At 69.3% G+C, this 19,640-nt stretch carries 17 protein-coding genes, 2 tRNA genes and 1 pseudogene; 16 read left to right on the forward strand and 4 right to left on the reverse strand.

The window, feature by feature from the left end; translation table 11 throughout:
* Positions 1-36 precede the first annotated feature (36 nt).
* Both ABZ453_RS01190 and ABZ453_RS01195 read left to right on the forward strand, forming a co-directional pair.
* Positions 37-525 (forward strand): ribose-5-phosphate isomerase, encoded by a 489-nt coding sequence (locus ABZ453_RS01190; RefSeq protein WP_359010307.1) that lies wholly within the window; start codon positions 37-39, stop codon positions 523-525.
* Between the two features lie 27 nt (positions 526-552).
* Entirely contained in the window at positions 553-1,362 is an 810-nt protein-coding gene (locus ABZ453_RS01195; protein WP_359010309.1) for a DNA-formamidopyrimidine glycosylase family protein, read from the forward strand.
* A gap of 1 nt (position 1,363) precedes the next feature.
* Here the strand turns inward: ABZ453_RS01195 and ABZ453_RS01200 are convergent, their stop codons facing one another.
* On the reverse strand, positions 1,364-2,593 hold the full coding sequence (locus ABZ453_RS01200; RefSeq protein WP_359010311.1) for a GNAT family N-acetyltransferase: 1,230 nt from the start codon (positions 2,591-2,593) through the stop codon (positions 1,364-1,366).
* 162 nt (positions 2,594-2,755) lie between these two features.
* On the opposite strand from ABZ453_RS01200, the gene ABZ453_RS01205 reads away from it, so the two are divergent.
* From ABZ453_RS01205 to ABZ453_RS01215, 3 genes are all read left to right on the forward strand, one after another.
* Positions 2,756-3,934 carry a PP2C family protein-serine/threonine phosphatase gene (locus ABZ453_RS01205; RefSeq protein ID WP_359010313.1) on the forward strand — a complete coding sequence of 393 codons (1,179 nt, stop codon included), beginning with the start codon at positions 2,756-2,758 and terminating at the stop codon, positions 3,932-3,934.
* A gap of 72 nt (positions 3,935-4,006) precedes the next feature.
* A complete protein-coding gene (locus ABZ453_RS01210) occupies positions 4,007-4,321 on the forward strand; it encodes a hypothetical protein (protein ID WP_359010314.1) in 315 nt (104 codons plus the stop codon).
* A gap of 106 nt (positions 4,322-4,427) precedes the next feature.
* A complete protein-coding gene (locus tag ABZ453_RS01215; protein WP_359010316.1) occupies positions 4,428-4,898 on the forward strand; it encodes an HD domain-containing protein in 471 nt (156 codons plus the stop codon).
* Here ABZ453_RS01215 and ABZ453_RS01220 read toward each other — a convergent pair.
* Entirely contained in the window at positions 4,895-6,016 is a 1,122-nt protein-coding gene (locus ABZ453_RS01220; RefSeq protein ID WP_359010318.1) for an acyltransferase family protein, read from the reverse strand. The two genes, ABZ453_RS01215 and ABZ453_RS01220, sit on opposite strands and share 4 nt — an antisense overlap.
* A gap of 488 nt (positions 6,017-6,504) precedes the next feature.
* Here ABZ453_RS01220 and ABZ453_RS01225 point away from each other — a divergent pair, with 488 nt between their 5' ends.
* Together ABZ453_RS01225 and ABZ453_RS01230 are read left to right on the forward strand one after the other, a co-directional pair.
* Positions 6,505-6,699: a hypothetical protein gene (locus ABZ453_RS01225; protein ID WP_026178055.1), complete on the forward strand. Its 195-nt coding sequence runs from the start codon at positions 6,505-6,507 to the stop codon at positions 6,697-6,699.
* Between the two features lie 295 nt (positions 6,700-6,994).
* On the forward strand, positions 6,995-7,489 hold the full coding sequence (locus tag ABZ453_RS01230) for an RICIN domain-containing protein (protein ID WP_165954705.1): 495 nt from the start codon (positions 6,995-6,997) through the stop codon (positions 7,487-7,489).
* 172 nt (positions 7,490-7,661) lie between these two features.
* Here ABZ453_RS01230 and ABZ453_RS01235 read toward each other — a convergent pair.
* Positions 7,662-7,732, reverse strand: a tRNA-Gly gene (locus ABZ453_RS01235).
* A 189-nt stretch (positions 7,733-7,921) separates the two neighbouring features.
* On the opposite strand from ABZ453_RS01235, the gene ABZ453_RS01240 reads away from it, so the two are divergent.
* The 6 genes from ABZ453_RS01240 (at position 7,922) to ABZ453_RS01265 (ending at position 13,769) form a co-directional block, all read left to right on the forward strand.
* A tRNA-Pro gene (locus ABZ453_RS01240) sits at positions 7,922-7,998 on the forward strand.
* 205 nt (positions 7,999-8,203) lie between these two features.
* The gene (tig, locus tag ABZ453_RS01245) at positions 8,204-9,616 is read left to right on the forward strand and encodes a trigger factor (RefSeq protein WP_359010321.1); all 1,413 of its coding nucleotides are present in this window, start codon (positions 8,204-8,206) and stop codon (positions 9,614-9,616) included.
* Positions 9,617-9,867: 251 nt separating this feature from the next.
* On the forward strand, positions 9,868-10,479 hold the full coding sequence (locus ABZ453_RS01250; protein WP_359010581.1) for an ATP-dependent Clp protease proteolytic subunit: 612 nt from the start codon (positions 9,868-9,870) through the stop codon (positions 10,477-10,479).
* A gap of 50 nt (positions 10,480-10,529) precedes the next feature.
* Complete coding sequence (locus tag ABZ453_RS01255; protein ID WP_133040990.1) at positions 10,530-11,210, forward strand: ATP-dependent Clp protease proteolytic subunit; 681 nt, start codon at positions 10,530-10,532, stop codon at positions 11,208-11,210.
* Positions 11,211-11,398: 188 nt separating this feature from the next.
* Positions 11,399-12,688 carry an ATP-dependent Clp protease ATP-binding subunit ClpX gene (clpX, locus tag ABZ453_RS01260; RefSeq protein ID WP_058925301.1) on the forward strand — a complete coding sequence of 430 codons (1,290 nt, stop codon included), beginning with the start codon at positions 11,399-11,401 and terminating at the stop codon, positions 12,686-12,688.
* A gap of 805 nt (positions 12,689-13,493) precedes the next feature.
* The gene (locus tag ABZ453_RS01265) at positions 13,494-13,769 is read left to right on the forward strand and encodes a hypothetical protein (RefSeq protein WP_359010324.1); all 276 of its coding nucleotides are present in this window, start codon (positions 13,494-13,496) and stop codon (positions 13,767-13,769) included.
* Between the two features lie 62 nt (positions 13,770-13,831).
* Here ABZ453_RS01265 and ABZ453_RS01270 read toward each other — a convergent pair.
* Positions 13,832-14,802, reverse strand: a pseudogene (locus ABZ453_RS01270) (hypothetical protein).
* 136 nt (positions 14,803-14,938) lie between these two features.
* Between ABZ453_RS01270 and ABZ453_RS01275 the strand changes: the two are divergent.
* The 3 genes from ABZ453_RS01275 to ABZ453_RS01285 all read left to right on the forward strand — a co-directional run bounded on the left by ABZ453_RS01275 (position 14,939) and on the right by ABZ453_RS01285 (position 19,553).
* Positions 14,939-17,569: a valine--tRNA ligase gene (locus ABZ453_RS01275; RefSeq protein WP_359010327.1), complete on the forward strand. Its 2,631-nt coding sequence runs from the start codon at positions 14,939-14,941 to the stop codon at positions 17,567-17,569.
* 90 nt (positions 17,570-17,659) lie between these two features.
* Positions 17,660-19,144 carry a folylpolyglutamate synthase/dihydrofolate synthase family protein gene (locus ABZ453_RS01280; RefSeq protein WP_359010328.1) on the forward strand — a complete coding sequence of 495 codons (1,485 nt, stop codon included), beginning with the start codon at positions 17,660-17,662 and terminating at the stop codon, positions 19,142-19,144.
* A gap of 4 nt (positions 19,145-19,148) precedes the next feature.
* Complete coding sequence (locus ABZ453_RS01285) at positions 19,149-19,553, forward strand: DUF4233 domain-containing protein (RefSeq protein WP_359010330.1); 405 nt, start codon at positions 19,149-19,151, stop codon at positions 19,551-19,553.
* Positions 19,554-19,640: the final 87 nt, after the last annotated feature.

Here is a 19,640-nt window from a genome sequence, read left to right on the forward strand (position 1 = left end):
CTGCTGCCCGGAAACGGCCGTGTCACACTCGGAGCCATGCGCGTGTATATCGGCTCCGACCATGCCGGCTTCGAACTCAAGAACCACCTCGTCGAGTGGCTCACGTCGGCCGGCCACGACCCCGTCGACTGCGGCCCGCACATCTACGACGCCCAGGACGACTACCCGCCCTTCTGCCTCCGCGCCGCGGAGCGGACGGCCGCGGACCCCGACTCCCTCGGCATCGTGATCGGCGGTTCGGGCAACGGCGAGCAGATCGCGGCGAACAAGGTGAAGGGCGTGCGCGCGGCGCTGGCCTGGAGCGAGGAGACCGCCTCCCTCGGCCGCCAGCACAACAACGCCAACGTGGTCGCGGTGGGCGGGCGCATGCACACCCAGGAGGAGGCGACGAAGTTCGTCGAGATCTTCCTGAACACGCCGTTCTCCGGCGACGAGCGCCACCAGCGCCGGATCGACATGCTCTCGGCGTACGAGACGACGGGCGAGCTGCCCCCGATCCCCGCGCACCACCCGCAGCAGGGCTGAACCGAGGGCCGGAAAGGAACACGCACCGTGCCAGAGGGGCACACGATCCACCGGCTGGCGTTGGACTACGCCGACCGCTTCTCCGGCACGGCACCCCGCGTGACCAGCCCCCAGGGCAAGTTCTCCGACGCCGCCGCACTGCTCGACGGGGTCGGCCTCACCCGTACCGAGGCCCACGGAAAGCACCTCTTCCTGGGCTTCCGCGACGCCGAATGGGTCCACATCCATCTGGGCCTGTTCGGCAAGGTCGCCTTCGGTGACGCCCCCGCGCCGCCGCCCACCGACACGGTCCGGCTGCGCCTCGCGAACGCCACCTCCTACGTGGACCTGCGCGGCCCGACCACCTGCGCGCTCATCACCGAAGCCGAGAAGCAGGCGATACACGCGCGCCTCGGCCCCGACCCGCTCCGGGACGACGCCGACCCCGAGGCGGCGTACCGGCGGATCTCCCGCAGCCGTACGACGATCGCCGCGCTGCTCATGGACCAGAAGGTGATCGCCGGGGTCGGCAACGTCTACCGCGCCGAGGTCCTCTTCCGGCACCGGATCGACCCCTACCGCGCGGGCAGGGACATCACGCCCGCCGAGTGGCGGCTGATCTGGACGGACCTGGTCGAGCTGATGCACGAGGGCGTGCGCAACAACCGGATCGACACCGTCCGCCCCGAGCACACCCCCGAGGCGATGGGCCGTCCGCCCCGCGTCGACGACCACGGCGGCGAGGTGTACGTCTACCGGCGGGCCACCCTGCCCTGCCACATCTGCGACGGCGAGATCCGCACCGCCGACCTCGCCGCCCGCAACCTCTTCTGGTGCCCGACCTGCCAGACGCCGTGAGCTAGAACCCGTGCGGCAGCCACGGGGCGACCGTGGAGGCGAAGGCGAGGGACGCCTCCGCGAGGGCGCCCTGGCGCAGCTCCCGTACCCGGCCGGCCGCGGCGAGTGCGTCCAGGCTCACGCCGCCGAGGTAGGCCGAGCCCAACTCCCGTACCGACAGGGCGAGATCGGCGGCGTCCTCGGTGCGTGCGCAGGACGCGCCCTTCGGGTCGCCAGCCAGTCGCCAACGGCCGCTGTTCCAGGGGCAGAAGGTGTCCTCGACCGCCAACACCACGTCCACCGGCGTCTGGTAGGTCCGAGCCTCCAGTGCGGCCCCGACGTCCACCAGCCGTACGTGCAGCGAGTCCCGCACGAGCAGCGAGCAGCGACGGATGTCGGAGACCAGGTACTGCCACGGCTCGTCCACCGGCCGGCGCCGCGCGTCGATCCTCGACGTCAGGTCGATGCCGAAGAGGAATTGCCACAGCGCCGCGTGCGCCGCCGGGTCCAGCGCGTCCACGTCCTGCGCGACGACCGTCCCGTGAGGTCCCGCGGGCTCCCAGTCCCGCTTGACCCGGAACCGCGCGTAGCCGACGACCTCCCCGTCCCGCTCCGCGAGCACGCACTGCAGCGGCGAGGCGCCCTCCCGCTCGCTCTCCGGATCGAGCACCCACAGCCGCTCCCAGCCCGGGACCCGCGCCACCATCCCCGGCCGCCCGGCGACCAGCCGGGCGTACACGGCCTCGCAGACGTCGAGCGCGTCGGCCGGCTCGGCGTACCGCAGCCGTACGTCATCGGTGCCCTCCGGCACGGACAGCCGTACCCGGGTGGTGTCGATCTCGGCGTTGGTGTGGAACGTCGCGGCGCCGTACCCGAACCGCCCGTAGATCGCCGGTTCGGAGGCCGTCAGCACGGCCAGCGGCTCGCCCCAGGACCGTACGTCCGCCAACTGCCGCCGCATCATGGACGTCAGCACCCCGCGCCGCCGGTGCGTGGCGGCCACGCTCACCATGGTCACGCCGGCCGCGGGCACGGCGCTGCCGCCCGGCACGGTGAGCCGGAAGCGGAACGCCCCCGCCGTCCCCACGCAGAGGTCACCGTCCCAGGCCCCGATCGCCCGGTCCGGCTCGGTGAGCTCCCGCCACAGCGCCCGCTCCTCGGCGGGCTCCGGAACCCCACCGAAGGCGCGGATCAAGTTGTCGTACCACTCATCCCAGTTCTCAGCTGCCAGCACTCGCACGTCAGTCCGCATGAACCATGCCTACCAGGGCATTGCGGGACGAGCGAGGGAATTTCGGCTTGACGCCCGCGCGACGGCTTTCGGTGAAGTTCACTGTGAAGTTGAGCCTCGGACGGGGGACAAGTGGGACCTCCCGTGCCAAGCAGCAGGTCCGATGGATAGGGTCCCGAACTAATGGCAGCAGCACGAGAGCGGCGCGCGGAGGCCGAGACGTTCACGGCCCGGTTGAGGATGCAGTGGCACCGGGTCCGCACCGGCCTGCGCAAAAGCGCCGTGGACTACTTCCGCGGGGACGGCTCGGACTGGTTCGCCCTGGCCGGACTGTTCCTCACCGTCCCGGTGATCGCGGGTGTCACCCTCGCCAACTCCGTCTGGTGCTCCCCGGCCGCCCTGGTCGTGCCGATCGTCGCCGGCGGTCTGCTGCTGCGCCCCGCCAGCCTGCTCGCCCTGTACGCGGCGGCGGCCACGGCACTGATCGTGGAGTCGGTGAAGCTGGGCCCGTACACCGAGGGACCCTCGCGGGTCACCCCGGGCGTGGTGCTCGTCGTCGCCGCCTGTGGTTTCTTCGGGCTGCTGGTCGCGCAGTTCCGCAGCCGGGTCGGCGTGCCCTGGCGGCGCGGCGGCACGATGCTGTTCGACCTGCGCGAGCGGATCCGGGTGCAGAGCAAGCTGCCGAAGCTGCCGGACGGCTGGCACCGCGAGATGGCCCTGCGGCCGGCCGGCGGCCAGTCCTTCTCCGGCGACTTCGTGGTGGCCGCCCGGACCAACGGCGGCCGCACCCTGGAGGTCGTCCTCACGGACGTCTCCGGCAAGGGCATGGACGCCGGCTCTCGCGCGCTGCTGCTCTCGGGCGCCTTCGGCGGCCTGCTGGGCTCGCTCCCGCCGCACGCCTTCCTCCCGGCCGCGAACGGCTACCTGCTCCGCCAGGACTGGGACGAGGGCTTCGCCACCTCCATCCACCTGGTCCTCGACCTCGACTCCGGCGACTACGAGCTCTACTCGGCCGGTCATCCGCCGGGCCTCCAGCTGAGCGCGGGCAGCGGCCGCTGGGAGGAGAAGGCCGCCGAGGGCCCGCTGCTCGGTGTGTACGACGGCGCCCAGTTCGACCCCGTGAAGGGCTCGCTGCGCGCCGGAGACGTGTTGATGCTGTTCACGGACGGCCTGGTGGAGACCTCCGACCGGGACATCGTCGAGGGCATCGACCGCCTGACCGGAGAGGCCGACCGCTATGTCGCGGGCGGTTTCCACGGCGCCGCCTGGCACCTGATCGAGGCGGTGGCGAAGGACGTGAACGACGACCGGGCGCTGCTGCTGATCTGCCGGGAAGGCCCCACGGCGGCAGCGGCCCGCTGACCTGACGCTCCGCGCCGCGCCACGGTGGGTTTTCCCCCGCCCGCATCCGCCGGCCGCCCTCATCGCCCGCCCGTGCTCCGCGTCCGTACGTCGGACGCCGTACGGCAGGCCGAGCACACCCCCGAAGTCACCGCCGCCGTCGGCCTGTTGAAGTCCTCGGTCCTCGCCCCGGCCGCCGGCTGCCGGGAGTCGGCCACCGCACAGGGCGTCGCGGGCACGGTCCGCGACCTGGCCGCCGTACAGGATCTGGACGTCAAGCACGGCCGACTCGCCCTGGGCCGTGGGGAGATCGCCGTCGACGCCCTCGCCGGCATCGTCCTCGGCACGGGCATCGCGCCGGCCACCCTGGTGCCGATGACGAAGCGGCTGACCGGGCAGGGGCCGTAGATCCCGCCGCTGGTGTACGGGGCGTTCGCCGGGACGATCGTCGTCCTCGGCCTCCTCGCCGCGACCCTCCCGGCCGGGCGGCGCCGCGCTGGGAGACACTTCAGGGGTGACCGAGACATCCGATGAGCTCACCCTGGCCGAGGTGGAGGCCGTCGCCCGGGCCGCCCACGAGGGACAGACCGACAAGGCGGGCCGGCCCTACGCCGAGCATCTGCGGGCCGTCGCCGAGGGGGTACGCGCACGGGGCGGCGACGCCGAGCAGATCGCCGCCGCCTGGCTGCACGACGCCGTGGAGGACGACGCGCTGAGCGAACGGTGGCTGGAGCGGGCCGCGTTGAGCCGCCGTACGAAGGACATCGTGCTCGCGGTCACCAAGCGGGCCGGGGAGACGCCCGAGGAGTACGCCGCGCGGATCCTCGCCACGCCGGGCGCGCTGCTGGTGAAGGAGGCGGACCTGGCGCACAACGCCGAGCCGGACCGTCTCGCCCGCCTCGCCGACCCGGCCACCCGCACCCGGCTGACCGAGAAGTACGCCCGGATGCGCGCACTCCTCGGCCTGGAGCGGCCCCAGCCCTAGGCGTTGGCCATCTGCCGCTGCTCGGCCTTGTCGCGGTCGCGGGCCAGTTCGGCCGCGTCCCGCTTGAACGCCCACTTCATGTCGGGTTCCATCACGAACCGGAACACCCGCCGCACCGGCGCGGTGCACAGCAGGGTGACGACGGTGCCCGCGACGAGGGTCACGAAGATCTCACCGAGCGGACCGTGCAGCCACCTGTGGTCGAACCAGCCGTAGAAGTCGGCGGCCTTCACCACGAAGCCGTGCAGCAGATAGCCGTACAGCGTGCCCGCGCCGAGCGCCGTGAACCACATGGTGCGGCGCGGCACCCAGGCGAAGAAGCAGGCGGTCAGCAGCAGTGAACAGCCCATCAGGGCCAGCACCATGACGGGCCCGGACCACCAGGGCGCGCCCAGTTCCTCGGCGGAGTCGCGGTGGTAGAACCAGGCGGCGTTCATCCGCGGCACCGCCCACCAGCCGACCATCAGCGCGCCGGCGAAGACCGGCACCGACAGGAGCCGAACGGCACGCGTGCGCACCATCTGGAAGTGCTCCGGCTTCATGCACAGACCCAGCACGAAGTACGGCAGGAACTGCAGGACGCGCTGCAGGTCCAGGTCGTCACCGATGTCCGGCGACAGCGTCGCGAGCATGGCGACGGCGATGGCCAGGGGAAGCGGCCACCGGACGGTCTTCCACAGCGGGGTGGTCAGCCGCCACACGAACAGGGCGACCAGGAACCAGGTCAGGTACCAGGGATCCAGCAGGCTGACCGACATGCCCGGGTCGTGGTCGCCGTAGCGTTTGAAGAGCGAGTACGCCGTCTCGAAGACGATGTACGGCACCGCTACACCGGTGATCAGGCGGCGCAGCCGGTCGGGGCGCATGTCGAAGCTGCGGGAGAAGTAGCCGGAGATGATGATGAACGCCGGCATGTGGAAGGCGTACACGACGGTGTAGGCGGCCTCCAGGACGCGGCTGTCGCCCTTGAGCGGCTCCCAGGAGTGGCCCATGGCCACCAGCACGATCGCCAGGTACTTGGCGTTGTCGAAGAACGCGTCGCGCTGTGGGGGCGTCGGCGGCCGGGCCGGGGGGAGCGGTGTTCTGAGATGACCGGGGGACGAAGCGGCGTCGAACATCTGGGAACCCTAGCGGCGTCTGTGGGAATTCGTAAAACCGTCCATGTCATTCCTGCATAAGGCTGCGCAGGAACCCCTCGGCTACCCGGTAATTGCGGAAGTAGACATCTCCGTCCGCTGACCTTATGCACCGGTTAGTCCGGATTATTCAAGACAAAGTCATGGAAAACGCGCCCTCTTGATGTGTCTGTGGCGACAATTCGAATTGCCTGCGAACGAGTTGTGTGGGCAGGGAAACGATCCCGCGCGATTTCCTGTGCGAGTGCGCCGTCGAATTCCTGTGCGGGAGACCGGAGTTGGGGGTGCCTCGGGGGTGCGGGGGGTGGGCGCCTCCGCATGGTCCGGGCAAAGGTCGGGCACAGTGTGGCCGACGATGCCTCACCTGTCGCATACGCGGGCCTGGTTGGTGGCACGATGGTTCTGGCGGGGGTGTGCGGGCCGGGCACCCCCGGGCCGGGAGAGCGGACCGACCGAGGGTGTGATCAGTTGTGGCCATTTCACTGTCTGTGGTGCTGCTGTTGGCGATCATCCTGGTGGTGTTGATCCGGGGCGGCTCCATCAAGGCCGGACCCGCCATCGTCGCGATCCTGTTCGGCTTCTTCCTCGCTTCGACCGGCATGGCCCCCTCGATCAACCGCTTCCTCAACTCGATAGCGGAGACGATCAACTCGATCAGCTTCTGACCGTCGCGACCGGTCGGGGCGCCGGCGCGGCGCTTTCCCGCCATGCCGCCGTCCCGCGGCGACGTGCGCCCCGGCCGCCGGTTCGCCGTCGATCTCCTCCGTGACCCGGGAGGAAACGGGCACCCGGTCATCGCGCGGGACCGTACGGAAAATCCCCCTTAACCCGCACCACCCCTCGCATTCACCTGCCAAGGGGCTGAAAGCCCTGTGTTCGGGCCTGAGTCCGTCGAGCCAAGATCACCCTGTCAAGAAGGCGGGGCGAAGGGCGTCCCGCACGACGGAAGGATTCCCTCACGTGCTGAAGAGATCCTGGGCGGCGCTGGCGGCGGGCGCGCTGACGGTCACGGCCCTGGCGGCGGCCGCGCCCTCGGCCGGCGCGGTCGACGTCTACTCGCGGGTGCAGAACTACAAGAGCGGCCGCTGTCTGTCGCTGGCCGGCGGCGGCTCCACCGCCGACGGCACCAACGCCGTCATCTACACCTGCGGCACCGGCCACGAGCAGTACTGGTTCGAGGCCACGCCCTCCGGCGAGCTGCGCAACCTCAAGAGCGGCAAGTGCCTGTCCCTGGCGGGCGGAGGCGCCACGGCCAACGGCACGGAGGTGATCCTCTGGAGCTGCAACGGCCGCTCCGAGCAGGAGTGGGACTACTCGAGCACCGGCCAGCTCTACAACATCAAGGCCGGCAAGTGCATGTCCACGGCCGGCGGCGGAGGCACCGCCAACAACACCAAGGTGATCATCTACAACTGCCTCGGCAGCACCGAACAGGAATGGGACTGGATCGGCTGACGCCGCGTACGCGATATCGCCGCTGCCGTTCGACGACCTGATCGTCAGGCGTTCAGACGCGGCTCCGGTCGGAACGGGCACGCGGAGGGCACGGACGGCTGATCCGACGTCCAACGACTCAGGCCCGGGCGGCGGGTAAATTTACCCGCCGCCCGGGCCTGAGCCAGGTCAGAGCGGGCGACGGGAATCGAACCCGCGTAGCCAGTTTGGAAGACTGGGGCTCTACCATTGAGCTACGCCCGCACACAGCGCGCCGCAGGTCGGAAAGACCGCGGCACTGAAGGCATCGTAGCGGGTCGGCGCGCCCGGCCGCACACCGCATTGCCCGGCCGCCCCGCCCGCGCGCCCCGGCGAGGCAAATGCGGCGGCTCCTGCTGGGAAAATGCGGCAGCCTCACTGCCTGCGGCCATGTACCCTACGTGTCGCACCAGACGGGGTGTGGCGCAGCTTGGTAGCGCGTCCGCTTTGGGAGCGGAAGGCCGTGGGTTCAAATCCCGCCACCCCGACCAGCGACCGGTCAACACCGGTCACCCGCGATCACCTCGGTGATCGCGTCCCTTGATCGCCTTTGGGGCGTGTCGCCGCTGCCGTTACTATGCAAGCTGCACGCCCGTGTGTCTCTCCTCTACGAAGCAGTCCTCCGGGCGGCGAATCCGCCGGAGCCGTTCTGGCCCCGGCAGAATCCGAGAAGTCAGCCATCAAGGAGACCGAACCGTGAAGAGCGCCGTGGAGACCCTGAACCCGACTCGGGTTCGGCTCACTGTCGAGGTGCCCTTCGAGGAGCTCAAGGACAGCCTCGACGCGGCGTACAAGAAGATCAACCAGCAGGTCACGGTGAAGGGCTTCCGCAAGGGCAAGATCCCTGCCCGCGTCATCGACCAGCGGTTCGGCCGCGGTGCGGTCCTGGAGGAGGCGGTCAACGACGCGCTTCCGAAGTTCTACACCGAGGCGGTCAACGAGGCCGAGATCGACGTCCTCGGCCAGCCCGAGGTCGACATCACGGAGCTGAAGGACGGCGAGACGCTGAACTTCACCGCCGAGGTCGACGTCCGCCCGGCCCTGGAGATCCCGGACTACTCCGGCATCGAGGTCGAGGTCGACGCCGTCGAGGTCACCGACGAGGACATCGAGAAGTCGGTCGAGCAGCTCCGCGAGCGCTTCGCCTCCACCTCCCCGGTCGAGCGCGCCGCCGAGGACGGCGACGTGGTCACCATCGACCTGGAGGCCAAGGTCGACGGCGAGGTCCTCGAGGACGGCATCGCCAGCGGCGTCTCCTACACCATCGGCTCCGGCGAGCTGCTGGACGGCATCGACGACGCCGTGAAGGGTCTGGAGGCGGGTGGCGAGGCCACCTTCACCTCCGAGCTCAAGGGCGGCTCCGCGGCCGGCAAGGAGGCCGAGGTCAGCGTCAAGGTCACCCAGGTCGCCGCGCGCGAACTGCCCGAGCTGGACGACGACTTCGCGCAGCTCGCCTCTGAGTTCGACACCCTCGAGGAGCTCAAGGCCGACAGCCGCAAGCGCCTGGAGAACATGAAGCAGTACGACCAGGCCACGCAGGCCCAGGAGCGCGTCCTGGAGAAGCTGCTGGAGCTCGTCGAGGTGCCCGTCCCCGAGAAGCTGCTCGAGGACGAGATCAACACGCGTAAGCACAACCTGGAGCACCACCAGCTCGGCCAGATGGGTCTCACCCTCGACAAGTACCTGGAGATCCAGGGCAAGACCGCCGAGGAGTTCGAGACCGAGACCCGTGAGGCGGCGGTCAAGGGCATCAAGACCCAGTTCGTCCTCGACGAGCTGGTCAAGCAGGAGAAGCTGAACGTCAACCAGGAGGAGCTCACCGAGCACCTCATGCGCCGCGCGGCCTCCTCCGGCATGTCCCCCGACCAGTTCGCCCAGGCCGTCGTCGAGGGCGGCCAGGTGCCGCTGCTGGTCGGCGAGGTCGCCCGCGGCAAGGCCCTCGCGGTCGTCGTCGAGGCCGCCACCGTCAAGGACACCAACGGCGAGATCGTCGACCTGGAGGACGAGGAGGACGAGGCCGCCGAGGCGACCGAGGAGGCCACCGCGGAGGCGGCCACCGAGGACGCTCCGGCCGAGGACGCCGCGGCCGGGGAGAAGACCGAGGGCTGACGCCCGAGGCGCCTGGAGATGTCGCGGGGAAGGGCCCGGGGACGTGTTCCCCGGGCCCTTCCCCGCATACGGCGAGGGGGCGCCCGCCGCTACGCCCCCGGCGAACACCCCCGTTACCGGGATTCCCCGGAGGGACCAGCGCGTTAGGGTCCATGAGTACGAGGGCAGGGGAGTCCCGTTGCCCCCGGCAGTACACGTGAAGACGGCCCGGCGCCGTCGTAAGACGAGCAGGTGGATACGTGACGAATCTGATGCCCTCCGCCGCCGGCGAGCCTTCCATCGGTGGTGGCCTCGGCGACCAGGTCTACAACCGGCTGCTCAACGAGCGGATCATCTTCCTCGGCCAGCCGGTCGACGACGACATCGCGAACAAGATCACCGCACAGTTGCTGCTCCTTGCCGCGGCCGACCCCGACAAGGACATCAACCTCTACATCAACAGCCCGGGCGGCTCGATCACGGCCGGCATGGCGATCTACGACACCATGCAGTTCATCAAGAACGACGTGATGACGATCGCCATGGGCCTCGCCGCCTCCATGGGCCAGTTCCTGCTCAGCGCGGGCACCCCGGGCAAGCGGTTCGCCCTCCCGAACGCCGAGATCCTGATCCACCAGCCCTCCGCCGGTCTGGCCGGTTCTGCCTCGGACATCAAGATCCACGCCGAGCGGCTGCTGCACACCAAGAAGCGCATGGCCGAGCTCACGGCCCAGCACACCGGCCAGACCGTGGAGCAGGTCACCCGTGACTCGGACCGCGACCGCTGGTTCGACCCGCAGGAGGCCAAGGAGTACGGCCTCATCGACGACGTCATCACCACGGCTGCCGGTATCCCGGGCGGCGGCGGCACCACCGGGGCCTGAGGCCCCAGGACAGCCCCCAGCCGACCGCCACAGCCCCTAGGAGACAGACAGTGAACGACTTCCCCGGCAGCGGCCTGTACGACCGCACACGCGCCGAGTACACGGGTCCCGCCGCCGAGTCCCGCTATGTGATCCCCCGCTTCGTCGAGCGCACCTCGCAGGGCATCCGCGAGTACGACCCGTACGCGAAGCTCTTCGAGGAGCGCGTGATCTTCCTCGGCGTGCAGATCGACGACGCCTCCGCCAACGACGTCATGGCGCAGCTGCTGTGCCTGGAGTCGATGGACCCCGACCGGGACATCTCGGTCTACATCAACAGCCCCGGCGGCTCCTTCACGGCGCTCACCGCGATCTACGACACGATGCAGTTCGTGAAGCCCGACATCCAGACGGTCTGCATGGGCCAGGCGGCCTCCGCCGCCGCCGTCCTGCTGGCCGCCGGTTCGCCGGGCAAGCGCATGGCGCTGCCCAACGCCCGCGTGCTGATCCACCAGCCCTACAGCGAGACGGGCCGCGGTCAGGTTTCCGACCTGGAGATCGCCGCCAACGAAATCCTCCGGATGCGTTCGCAGCTGGAGGAGATGCTGGCCAAGCACTCGACCACGCCGATCGAGAAGATCCGCGAGGACATCGAGCGCGACAAGATCCTCACGGCCGAGGACGCGCTGTCGTACGGCCTGATCGACCAGATCATCTCCACCCGGAAGATGAACAACGCGGCCGTCCGCTGACAAAGAAGCGGGCGGAAGCTGTATCGTCTGCCGCCCCTTGGCACGGTTGGTGTGCTTTGACACGCTGCACGTCACAGTGAACCGCGCCAAGGGGGGCCCGAACGGGGGGCCCGGCAAGGTACCGTCGGAATAGGCAGCACCAGGAGCCGCTGGATCCAGGCGTCTCCCAGGCGAAGGGGAAGCACACCGTGGCACGCATCGGTGACGGCGGCGATCTGCTGAAGTGCTCGTTCTGCGGCAAGAGCCAGAAGCAGGTCAAGAAGCTCATCGCAGGGCCTGGTGTGTACATCTGCGACGAGTGCATCGATCTCTGCAACGAGATCATCGAGGAAGAACTCGCGGAGACCAGCGAGGTGCGCTGGGAGGAGCTTCCCAAGCCCCGCGAGATCTACGAGTTCCTCGAGGGCTACGTGGTGGGCCAGGAGGCGGCCAAGAAGGCCCTGTCCGTCGCGGTCTACAACCACTACAAGCGCGTCCAGGCCGGCGAGAACGGCGGCGGCAGCGGCCGTGACGACGCGATCGAGTTGGCGAAGTCCAACATCCTCCTGCTGGGCCCCACGGGCTCCGGCAAGACGCTCCTAGCGCAGACCCTGGCCCGCATGCTGAACGTCCCGTTCGCGATCGCGGACGCGACGGCGCTGACGGAGGCCGGCTACGTCGGCGAGGACGTCGAGAACATCCTGCTGAAGCTGATCCAGGCGGCCGACTACGACGTCAAGAAGGCCGAGACCGGGATCATCTACATCGACGAGATCGACAAGGTCGCGAGGAAGAGTGAAAACCCCTCCATCACGCGCGACGTGTCCGGCGAGGGCGTCCAGCAGGCCCTGCTGAAGATCCTCGAGGGCACCACCGCCTCGGTCCCGCCCCAGGGCGGCCGCAAGCACCCCCACCAGGAGTTCATCCAGATCGACACGACGAACGTCCTGTTCATCGTGGGCGGTGCCTTCGCCGGCCTGGAGAAGATCATCGAGTCCCGGGCGGGCGCCAAGGGCATCGGCTTCGGCGCGACGATCCGCTCCAAGCGGGAGCTGGAGGCCAAGGACCAGTTCGAGGACGTCATGCCCGAGGACCTGGTCAAGTTCGGCATGATCCCCGAGTTCATCGGCCGCCTGCCCGTCATCACCTCGGTCCACAACCTGGACCGCGAGGCCCTGCTCCAGATCCTGGTCGAGCCGCGCAACGCGCTGGTCAAGCAGTACCAGCGCCTGTTCGAACTCGACGGCGTGGAGCTGGACTTCGAGCGCGAGGCCCTGGAGGCCATCGCCGACCAGGCCATCCTCCGCCAGACCGGCGCCCGCGGCCTGCGCGCCATCATGGAGGAAGTCCTGATGTCCGTGATGTACGAGGTCCCGTCCCGCAAGGACGTGGCCCGCGTCGTCATCACGGCGGACGTCGTCCACTCCAACGTCAACCCGACCCTCATCCCGCGCGACGCGCGCAACGGCCGGGGGCCGGGCGAGCAGAAGACGGCGTAGCTGGATCTACGTTGCAGTACAAGGCGCCCGACGGTCATCATCGGGCGCCTTCTCTTTGACGGCTGACATTAGTCATTGCCAACTGTGGGAGCTGTCGCGGGAAGCCGGTTCCGCAACATGCGAGGGCTACCGCCGCGGAGCGGAGGCGCGGTCAGCACCCGGATGAAGTTGTCTCCGCCGCGGTCAGGCGCGCGCTGTTCCTGGTGGGGGGACAGTCGAGTGGGTGTCAGTAGGCAGCCTGACGCAGGTTCAGCTCGCCAAGACGATGGGCGTCACCCAGGATCAGCCGGACTGAACGCGGGGGCGTCCGCCCGGATACCTCGACGATGGTCCGCTTATCTCCAGGCCATCGGAGGGGAGTTGACGAACGGTAAGACCGACAGGCTGGGGTAAGCCACAGCAGCCACTGCCGTAGGTTGCCCGACGCCTGCCGACGTGACAAGACGTGGTACCGGGTGGGCCTCTCGCAGCCGTTGGCCGGGCGTCCGCACTCCAGGAGCGCGTTGCATGAGGCGGCTGCAGTGCTGCTCCGCCACGGAACCAGGCAGGGTCGTCATCTGGCTGGGTTTTCCAGGAGCATGCCTAAACGCTGCTTATGGGTGGGTTGTGCGCAGCCCCTGTGGAAGAGGCGCAGGGTGCCGGGTAAAGCGCCTGGAGACCCCGAGTTGTCTCGGCCGTCAGGCGACGAATTCAAGTCAGGTTCACGTCACACCTTGATCCGAGTCTGGCGTGATGACCAGATGAACCCGACCGCATCGGTCACACGTTCGAGTGGCTGGTGGCTGAAAAGGGAGGGTTCCAAGCAGTGAAGACAAAGCGCATCTTGGCAACGATTGGTGTGGTGGCGGCGGCGGGAGTCGCGCCGCTCATTGCCGCGTCGTCGGCCTCGGCCACCGTCGCCCAGTGCACCGGTATTGTCCAGTCCTACGGGTACGTCGTCGGTGCGAAGGTGACGACCGCTTGTGGCTACGGGAAGCTGTCCACCGGCTTGGGGACGACGGCCAATCCCATATGCGTGACCAAGCTCGTGCAATTGGGAGTTTCGAACAAGGTTGCTAACACGGCCTGCTCGTGGGCCTGATGTCTTGACCGACCTGTGACGTGAGGGGCGCTCGCTGACGAGATGCCCCTCACGCTTTGTTGTCAGGCCTTGACGCGGACGTCGTTGCGGAGCTTGGCCGCCAGCGCCGCTGTGTCGTCGACCGACGCGGCCGAGCCGGTGGTGAGGGAGGCGAGACTGAAGGACGTGACGTCGGCGACCGTGCTGTGGTCGCCCCAGATGCAGATCGGCATCTCGAAGGTCTTCGCGGCGCCCGCGCTCGTCGACGAGGTGTCGTCGTTCTCGAACTGCGCCACCTGGCATTTCATGATGCCGTTGGAGAAGCCGGCCGGGTGCACCACCTGCGGGCTGCCGAGCAGCTTGCCCTTGGTGTCCTTGTCCTTGGTCGCCTCGGACTTGACCTTCGCGAACATGGAGTCGAGACCGCCTCCGGGTCGTCGATCGTGCCGTAGACGCCGCCGAAGCTCAGGTTCGACTGGGACAGCCCGCTGCCCTTCGCGTACCCCGCGCTGACGTCCTGCGGGTTCTTCACGCCCCACTTCTCGAAGTCGGCCTTGTCCTCGTCGCTGAACGAGTCCGAGCTGTCGGCGCTTTTCGACTTCTTGTAGGTGCCGCTGATGACAGTCGCCGGCGTCGTCAGCTTGTGCGGGCCGTCGTTCGCGATGTCGCCGCCCCCGCTGCCGCTGCCCCCGCCGATCAGGAAGTACGCGGCGACGCCGATCGCGGCCACGACCGCCACCGCGCCGATGATCAGTCCCGTCTTCTTCTTGCCGCCGCCGGGCGCGGGCGGCTGCGGGACGGTGTTGTAGGGCTGCCCGTAAGGAGGCTGGCCGTAGGGCTGCTGCTGCCCGTACGGGTTCTGCTGCGGCGGCACACCCTGCGGGGGCTGCTGCGGATAGCCGTACCCCGGCTGCGGGGGCGCCGGGGGCTGCTGGGGATATCCGTAGCCGGGCTGGGGCGCCTGCGGCGGCTGCTGGCCGTAGGGCCCCGGCTGACCGTACGGCCCGGGCTGCTGAGGCTGCCCGCCGTACGGGCCCGGCTGGTTGTGGCTCATCTCTGGGTTCCCCTCCAGATGCTTATGTGTTCCTGACATCCTGGACCAGGCACGGCTCGCACAGGGCGGCGGGGGCCCCACCGTTACAGAGCAAACACGTTTCGGGACACACCCGCGACACCCCTAAACTGACCCCGTGACCGAGAACGCTCAGCAGCAGCCTTCAGCGCCCAACACCGAACTGCCGACCCAGTACGCGCCGGCCGATGTGGAGGGGCCGCTGTACGAGCGCTGGGTAGAGCGTGGTTACTTCGAGGCCGACGAGAAGAGCGACAAGCCGCCGTACACCATCGTCATCCCGCCGCCGAACGTCACCGGCAGCCTCCACCTCGGGCATGCCTTCGAGCACACCCTCATCGACGCCCTGACCCGCCGCAAGCGGATGCAAGGGTACGAAACGTTGTGGCAGCCCGGCATGGACCACGCCGGCATCGCCACGCAGAACGTCGTCGAGCGCGAGCTCGGCAAGGAGGGCAAGTCCCGGCACGACCTGGGCCGTGAGGCCTTCGTCGAGCGGGTCTGGCAGTGGAAGGCCGAGTCCGGCGGGCAGATCAGCGGCCAGATGCGGCGGCTGGGAGACGGCGTCGCCTGGTCGCGCGAGCGGTTCACGATGGACGAGGGCCTCTCCCAGGCCGTCCAGACCATCTTCAAGCGGCTCTACGACGACGAGCTGATCTACCGCGCCGAGCGCATCATCAACTGGTGTCCCCGGTGTCTGACCGCGATCTCCGACATCGAGGTCGAGTACCAGGACGACGACGGCGAGCTGGTCTCGCTGAAGTACGGCGAGGGTGAGGAGACGGTCGTCGTCGCCACCACGCGTGCGGAGACGATGCTCGGCGACACCGCTGTCGCCGTCCACCCCGACGACGAGCGCTACAAGCACCTGGTCGGCAAGCGGATCAAGCTGCCGCTCACCGACCGCACCATCCCCGTCGTCGCCGACGAGCACGTCGACCCGGAGTTCGGCACGGGTGCCGTCAAGGTCACCCCGGCCCACGACCCGAACGACTTCGAGATCGGCCAGCGGCACGACCTTCCGGCCATCACGGTCATGGACGAGCACGCGGTCATCACCGTCCACGGCCCCTTCCAGGGCCTGGACCGCTTCGAGGCCCGCTCGGCGATCGTCGCCGCGCTGCGCGCCGAGGGCCGGATCGTCGCGGAGAAGCGGCCGTACGTCCACTCCGTCGGCCACTGCTCGCGCTGCAAGACCACCATCGAGCCGCGGCTGTCCATGCAGTGGTGGGTCAAGGTCGGCCCGCTCGCCAAGGCCGCAGGTGACGCGGTGCGCGAGGGCAAGGTCAAGATCCATCCGCAGGAGATGGAGAAGCGGTACTTCGACTGGGTCGACAACCTCCACGACTGGTGCATCTCGCGGCAGTTGTGGTGGGGCCACCGCATCCCGGTCTGGTACGGCCCGAACGGTGAGGTCGTCTGCGTCGGTCCCGACGAGGAGCCGCCCGGCACCGAGGCCGAGGGCTGGAAGCAGGACACCGACGTCCTCGACACCTGGTTCTCCTCCGGCCTGTGGCCGTTCTCCACGCTCGGCTGGCCCGAACAGACCGAGTCGCTCGCGAAGTTCTATCCGAACTCCGTCCTGGTCACCGGCTACGACATCCTCTTCTTCTGGGTCGCCCGGATGATGATGTTCGGCCTGTACGCGATGGACGGCACCCCGCCGTTCCACACCATCGCCCTGCACGGAATGGTCCGCGACCAGTTCGGCAAGAAGATGTCGAAGTCCTTCGGCAACGCGGTCAACCCGCTGGACTGGATGGACAAGTACGGCAGCGACGCGCTGCGCTTCACCCTCGCGCGCGGCGCCAACCCGGGCGTCGACGTCCCCATCGGCGAGGACTGGGTCCAAGGCTCCCGCAACTTCGCCAACAAGATCTGGAACGCCACCCGCTTCGCACTGATGAACGGCGCGACGGTGGACGGCCCGCTGCCGGAGCCGTCACGGCTGTCCTCGACCGATCGCTGGATCCTCTCCCGCCTCAACTCCGTCGTCGCCGAAGTCGACGCGTTGTACGAGGACTTCCAGTTCGCGAAGCTCTCGGACACGCTCTTCCACTTCGCCTGGGACGAGGTCTTCGACTGGTACGTCGAGCTGTCCAAGACGACGTTCCAGGCCGGCGGTGAGGCGGCCGAGGTCTCCAAGCGCGTCCTGGGTGAGGTCCTCGACGTGACGCTGAAGCTGCTGCACCCGGTCGTCCCGTTCGTCACGGAGACCCTCTGGACCACCCTCACGGGCGGCGAGTCGATCGTGATCGCGGACTGGCCGAACGACAGTGGGTTCCGGGACGCGGACGCCGAACGGGAGCTCGAGGCTCTCCAGTCGGTGATCACCGAGGTCCGCCGCTTCCGTCACGACCAGGGCCTGCAGCCGGGTCAGCGCGTCCCGGCCCGGCTGAGCCTGGACGGCACGGCCCTCGCCCGGCACGAGGCGGCCATCCGGCAGCTGCTGCGTCTGCAGCCGGAGGGCGACGCCTTCACCGCGACGGCGACCCTGCCGGTCGCCGGCGCCGAGGTCGCCCTCGACCTCTCCGGCACGATCGACGTGGCCGCCGAGCGCAAGCGCCTGGCGAAGGACCTCGCGGCGGCGGAGAAGGAGAAGGCGCAGGCGAACGCCAAGCTCGGCAACGAGGCGTTCCTGTCGAAGGCCCCGGACAACGTGGTGGAGAAGATCCGCACCCGCCTGGCCAAGGCGGAGGAGGACATCACGAGGATCCAGGCCCAGCTGGACAGGCTGCCGTCCGCCTGAGGACCCCGCCCGCGTCGAAGGCCCCCGGAAACGTCCAGTTCCGGGGGCCTTCGCCTACGTCTGTCAGTCCCGCTCCGTAGACTGGGCCCCGTGAGTGACAGCGACCCCTTCGACGAGATCGTCGCGGCCGAGACCGACCGGGACCCCGATCTCGCGGTCATCGAGGCCGGCAGCCGCACCCTGCGCACCCAGGGCGGCCAGCCGCACGCCGACGTGCCCGCCCGCCCCGAGGACCCCGAGCTCGACAGGGCTCTGCGCGAGGTCGAGGCGGAGCTGGCGACCCGATGGGGCGAGACCAAACTGGAGCCCTCGGTCAGCCGCATCTCCGCGCTGATGGACGTCCTGGGCGAGCCGCAGCGCTCGTACCCCTCGATCCACATCACCGGTACCAACGGCAAGACGTCGACCGCCCGCATGATCGAGGCCCTCCTCGGCGCCTTCGAGCTGCGCACGGGCCGCTACACCTCCCCGCACGTCCAGTCGATCACCGAGCGGATCAGCCTGGACGGCGCCCCGATCTCCGCCGAGCGCTTCGTCGAGACGTACCAGGACATCAAGCCGTACGTCGAGATGGTCGACGGACAGCAGGAGTACCGGCTGTCCTTCTTCGAGGTGCTGACCGGCATGGCGTACGCGGCCTTCGCGGACGCCCCGGTGGACGTCGCCGTCGTCGAGGTCGGCATGGGCGGCTCCTGGGACGCCACGAACGTCATCGACGGTGACGTCGCCGTCATCACGCCGATCGACCTCGACCACACCGACCGGCTCGGTGAGACGCCCGCCGCGATCGCCGGTGAGAAGTCCGGCATCATCAAGCAGGACGCGACGGTCATCCTCGCCCAGCAGCCGGTCGACGCGGCGCAGGTGCTGCTGAAGAAGGCCGTCGAGGTGGACGCCACCGTGGCCCGCGAGGGCCTGGAGTTCGGCGTGGTCGCCCGTCAGGTGGCCGTCGGCGGCCAGCTGCTCACCCTGCGCGGCCTCGGCGGCGAGTACGGCGAGGTCTACCTGCCCCTGCACGGCCCCTACCAGGCGCACAACGCCGCGGTGGCCCTCGCCGCCGTGGAGGCGTTCTTCGGCGTCGGCTCCCAGCGCCCCGAGCCCCTGGACATCGACACGGTCCGCAAGGCCTTCGCGTCCGTGACCTCGCCGGGCCGGCTGGAGGTCGTACGGCGGTCCCCGACCGTCGTCCTGGACGCAGCGCACAACCCGGCCGGCGCCCGTGCCACCGCGGAGGCGGTCGGTGACGCCTTCGACTTCAGCCGGCTGATCGGGGTGGTCGGGGCGAGCGGCGACAAGAACGTGCGGGGCCTGTTGGAGGCCTTCGAGCCGCTCTTCGCCGAGGTCGTCGTCACCCAGAACTCCAGCCATCGCGCGATGGACGCCGACGAGCTGGCCGCGATCGCCGTCGAGGTGTTCGGCGAGGACCGCGTCCAGGTCGAGCCGCGGCTGCCGGACGCGCTGGAGGCGGCGATCACGCTGGCCGAGGAGGAGGGCGAGTTCGCGGGCGGCGGTGTGCTCGTCACGGGCTCCGTCATCACCGTGGGCGAGGCCCGACTGCTGCTGGGGAGGGGCTGACCCAGTGCGTACGCTCTGTGCTTCCACGCTGATCGGCGAGTTCTTCGTGATCGGTTTCGCGGGACTCGTCGCCATGAAGGACCCCGACCTGTCCATGGGGACGGTGTGGACGGTCAGCGGGATCGCGATGTTCCTGTGCCTGGTGCTGTGCGGCGTGGTGACCCGGCCGGGCGGCATCGCCTTCGGCTGGGCGCTGCAGGCCGCGCTGATCGCCTCCGGCTTCGTCGTGCCGACGATGTTCTTCCTCGGCGCGGTCTTCGCGGCCCTGTGGTGGGCCTCGGTGCACTACGGCCGCAAGATCGACGAGGCGAAGGCGAGATTCGCGGCGCAGGAGACCGCCGCCCCGGCCTCCGGCGCCTCCGCCCCCAGCTCCTCCGCCTCCGGCTCCTCCACACCTGACGCTGTGTGACAAGGGCCCGGACACGCCCTGTAATCTCAGGGGCCTGTCGTCAAAATAAAGGAATACCCGCGGGGCGCCGGGCGGCGGTTGTAGTAA

It is taken from the genome of Streptomyces sp. NPDC005799, from assembly GCF_040630525.1.
Taxonomy (GTDB): domain Bacteria; phylum Actinomycetota; class Actinomycetes; order Streptomycetales; family Streptomycetaceae; genus Streptomyces; species Streptomyces griseorubiginosus_B.

Excerpts from the sequence above, each read along its gene's own strand:
- ABZ453_RS01190 (WP_359010307.1), top strand. The coding sequence starts at position 37 with ATGCGCGTGTATATCGGCTCCGACCATGCCGGCTTCGAACTCAAGAAC.
- ABZ453_RS01200 (WP_359010311.1), bottom strand. The coding sequence starts at position 2,593 with ATGCGGACTGACGTGCGAGTGCTGGCAGCTGAGAACTGGGATGAGTGG.
- ABZ453_RS01205 (WP_359010313.1), top strand. The coding sequence starts at position 2,756 with ATGGCAGCAGCACGAGAGCGGCGCGCGGAGGCCGAGACGTTCACGGCC.
- ABZ453_RS01220 (WP_359010318.1), bottom strand. The coding sequence starts at position 6,016 with ATGTTCGACGCCGCTTCGTCCCCCGGTCATCTCAGAACACCGCTCCCC.
- ABZ453_RS01250 (WP_359010581.1), top strand. The coding sequence starts at position 9,868 with ATGCCCTCCGCCGCCGGCGAGCCTTCCATCGGTGGTGGCCTCGGCGAC.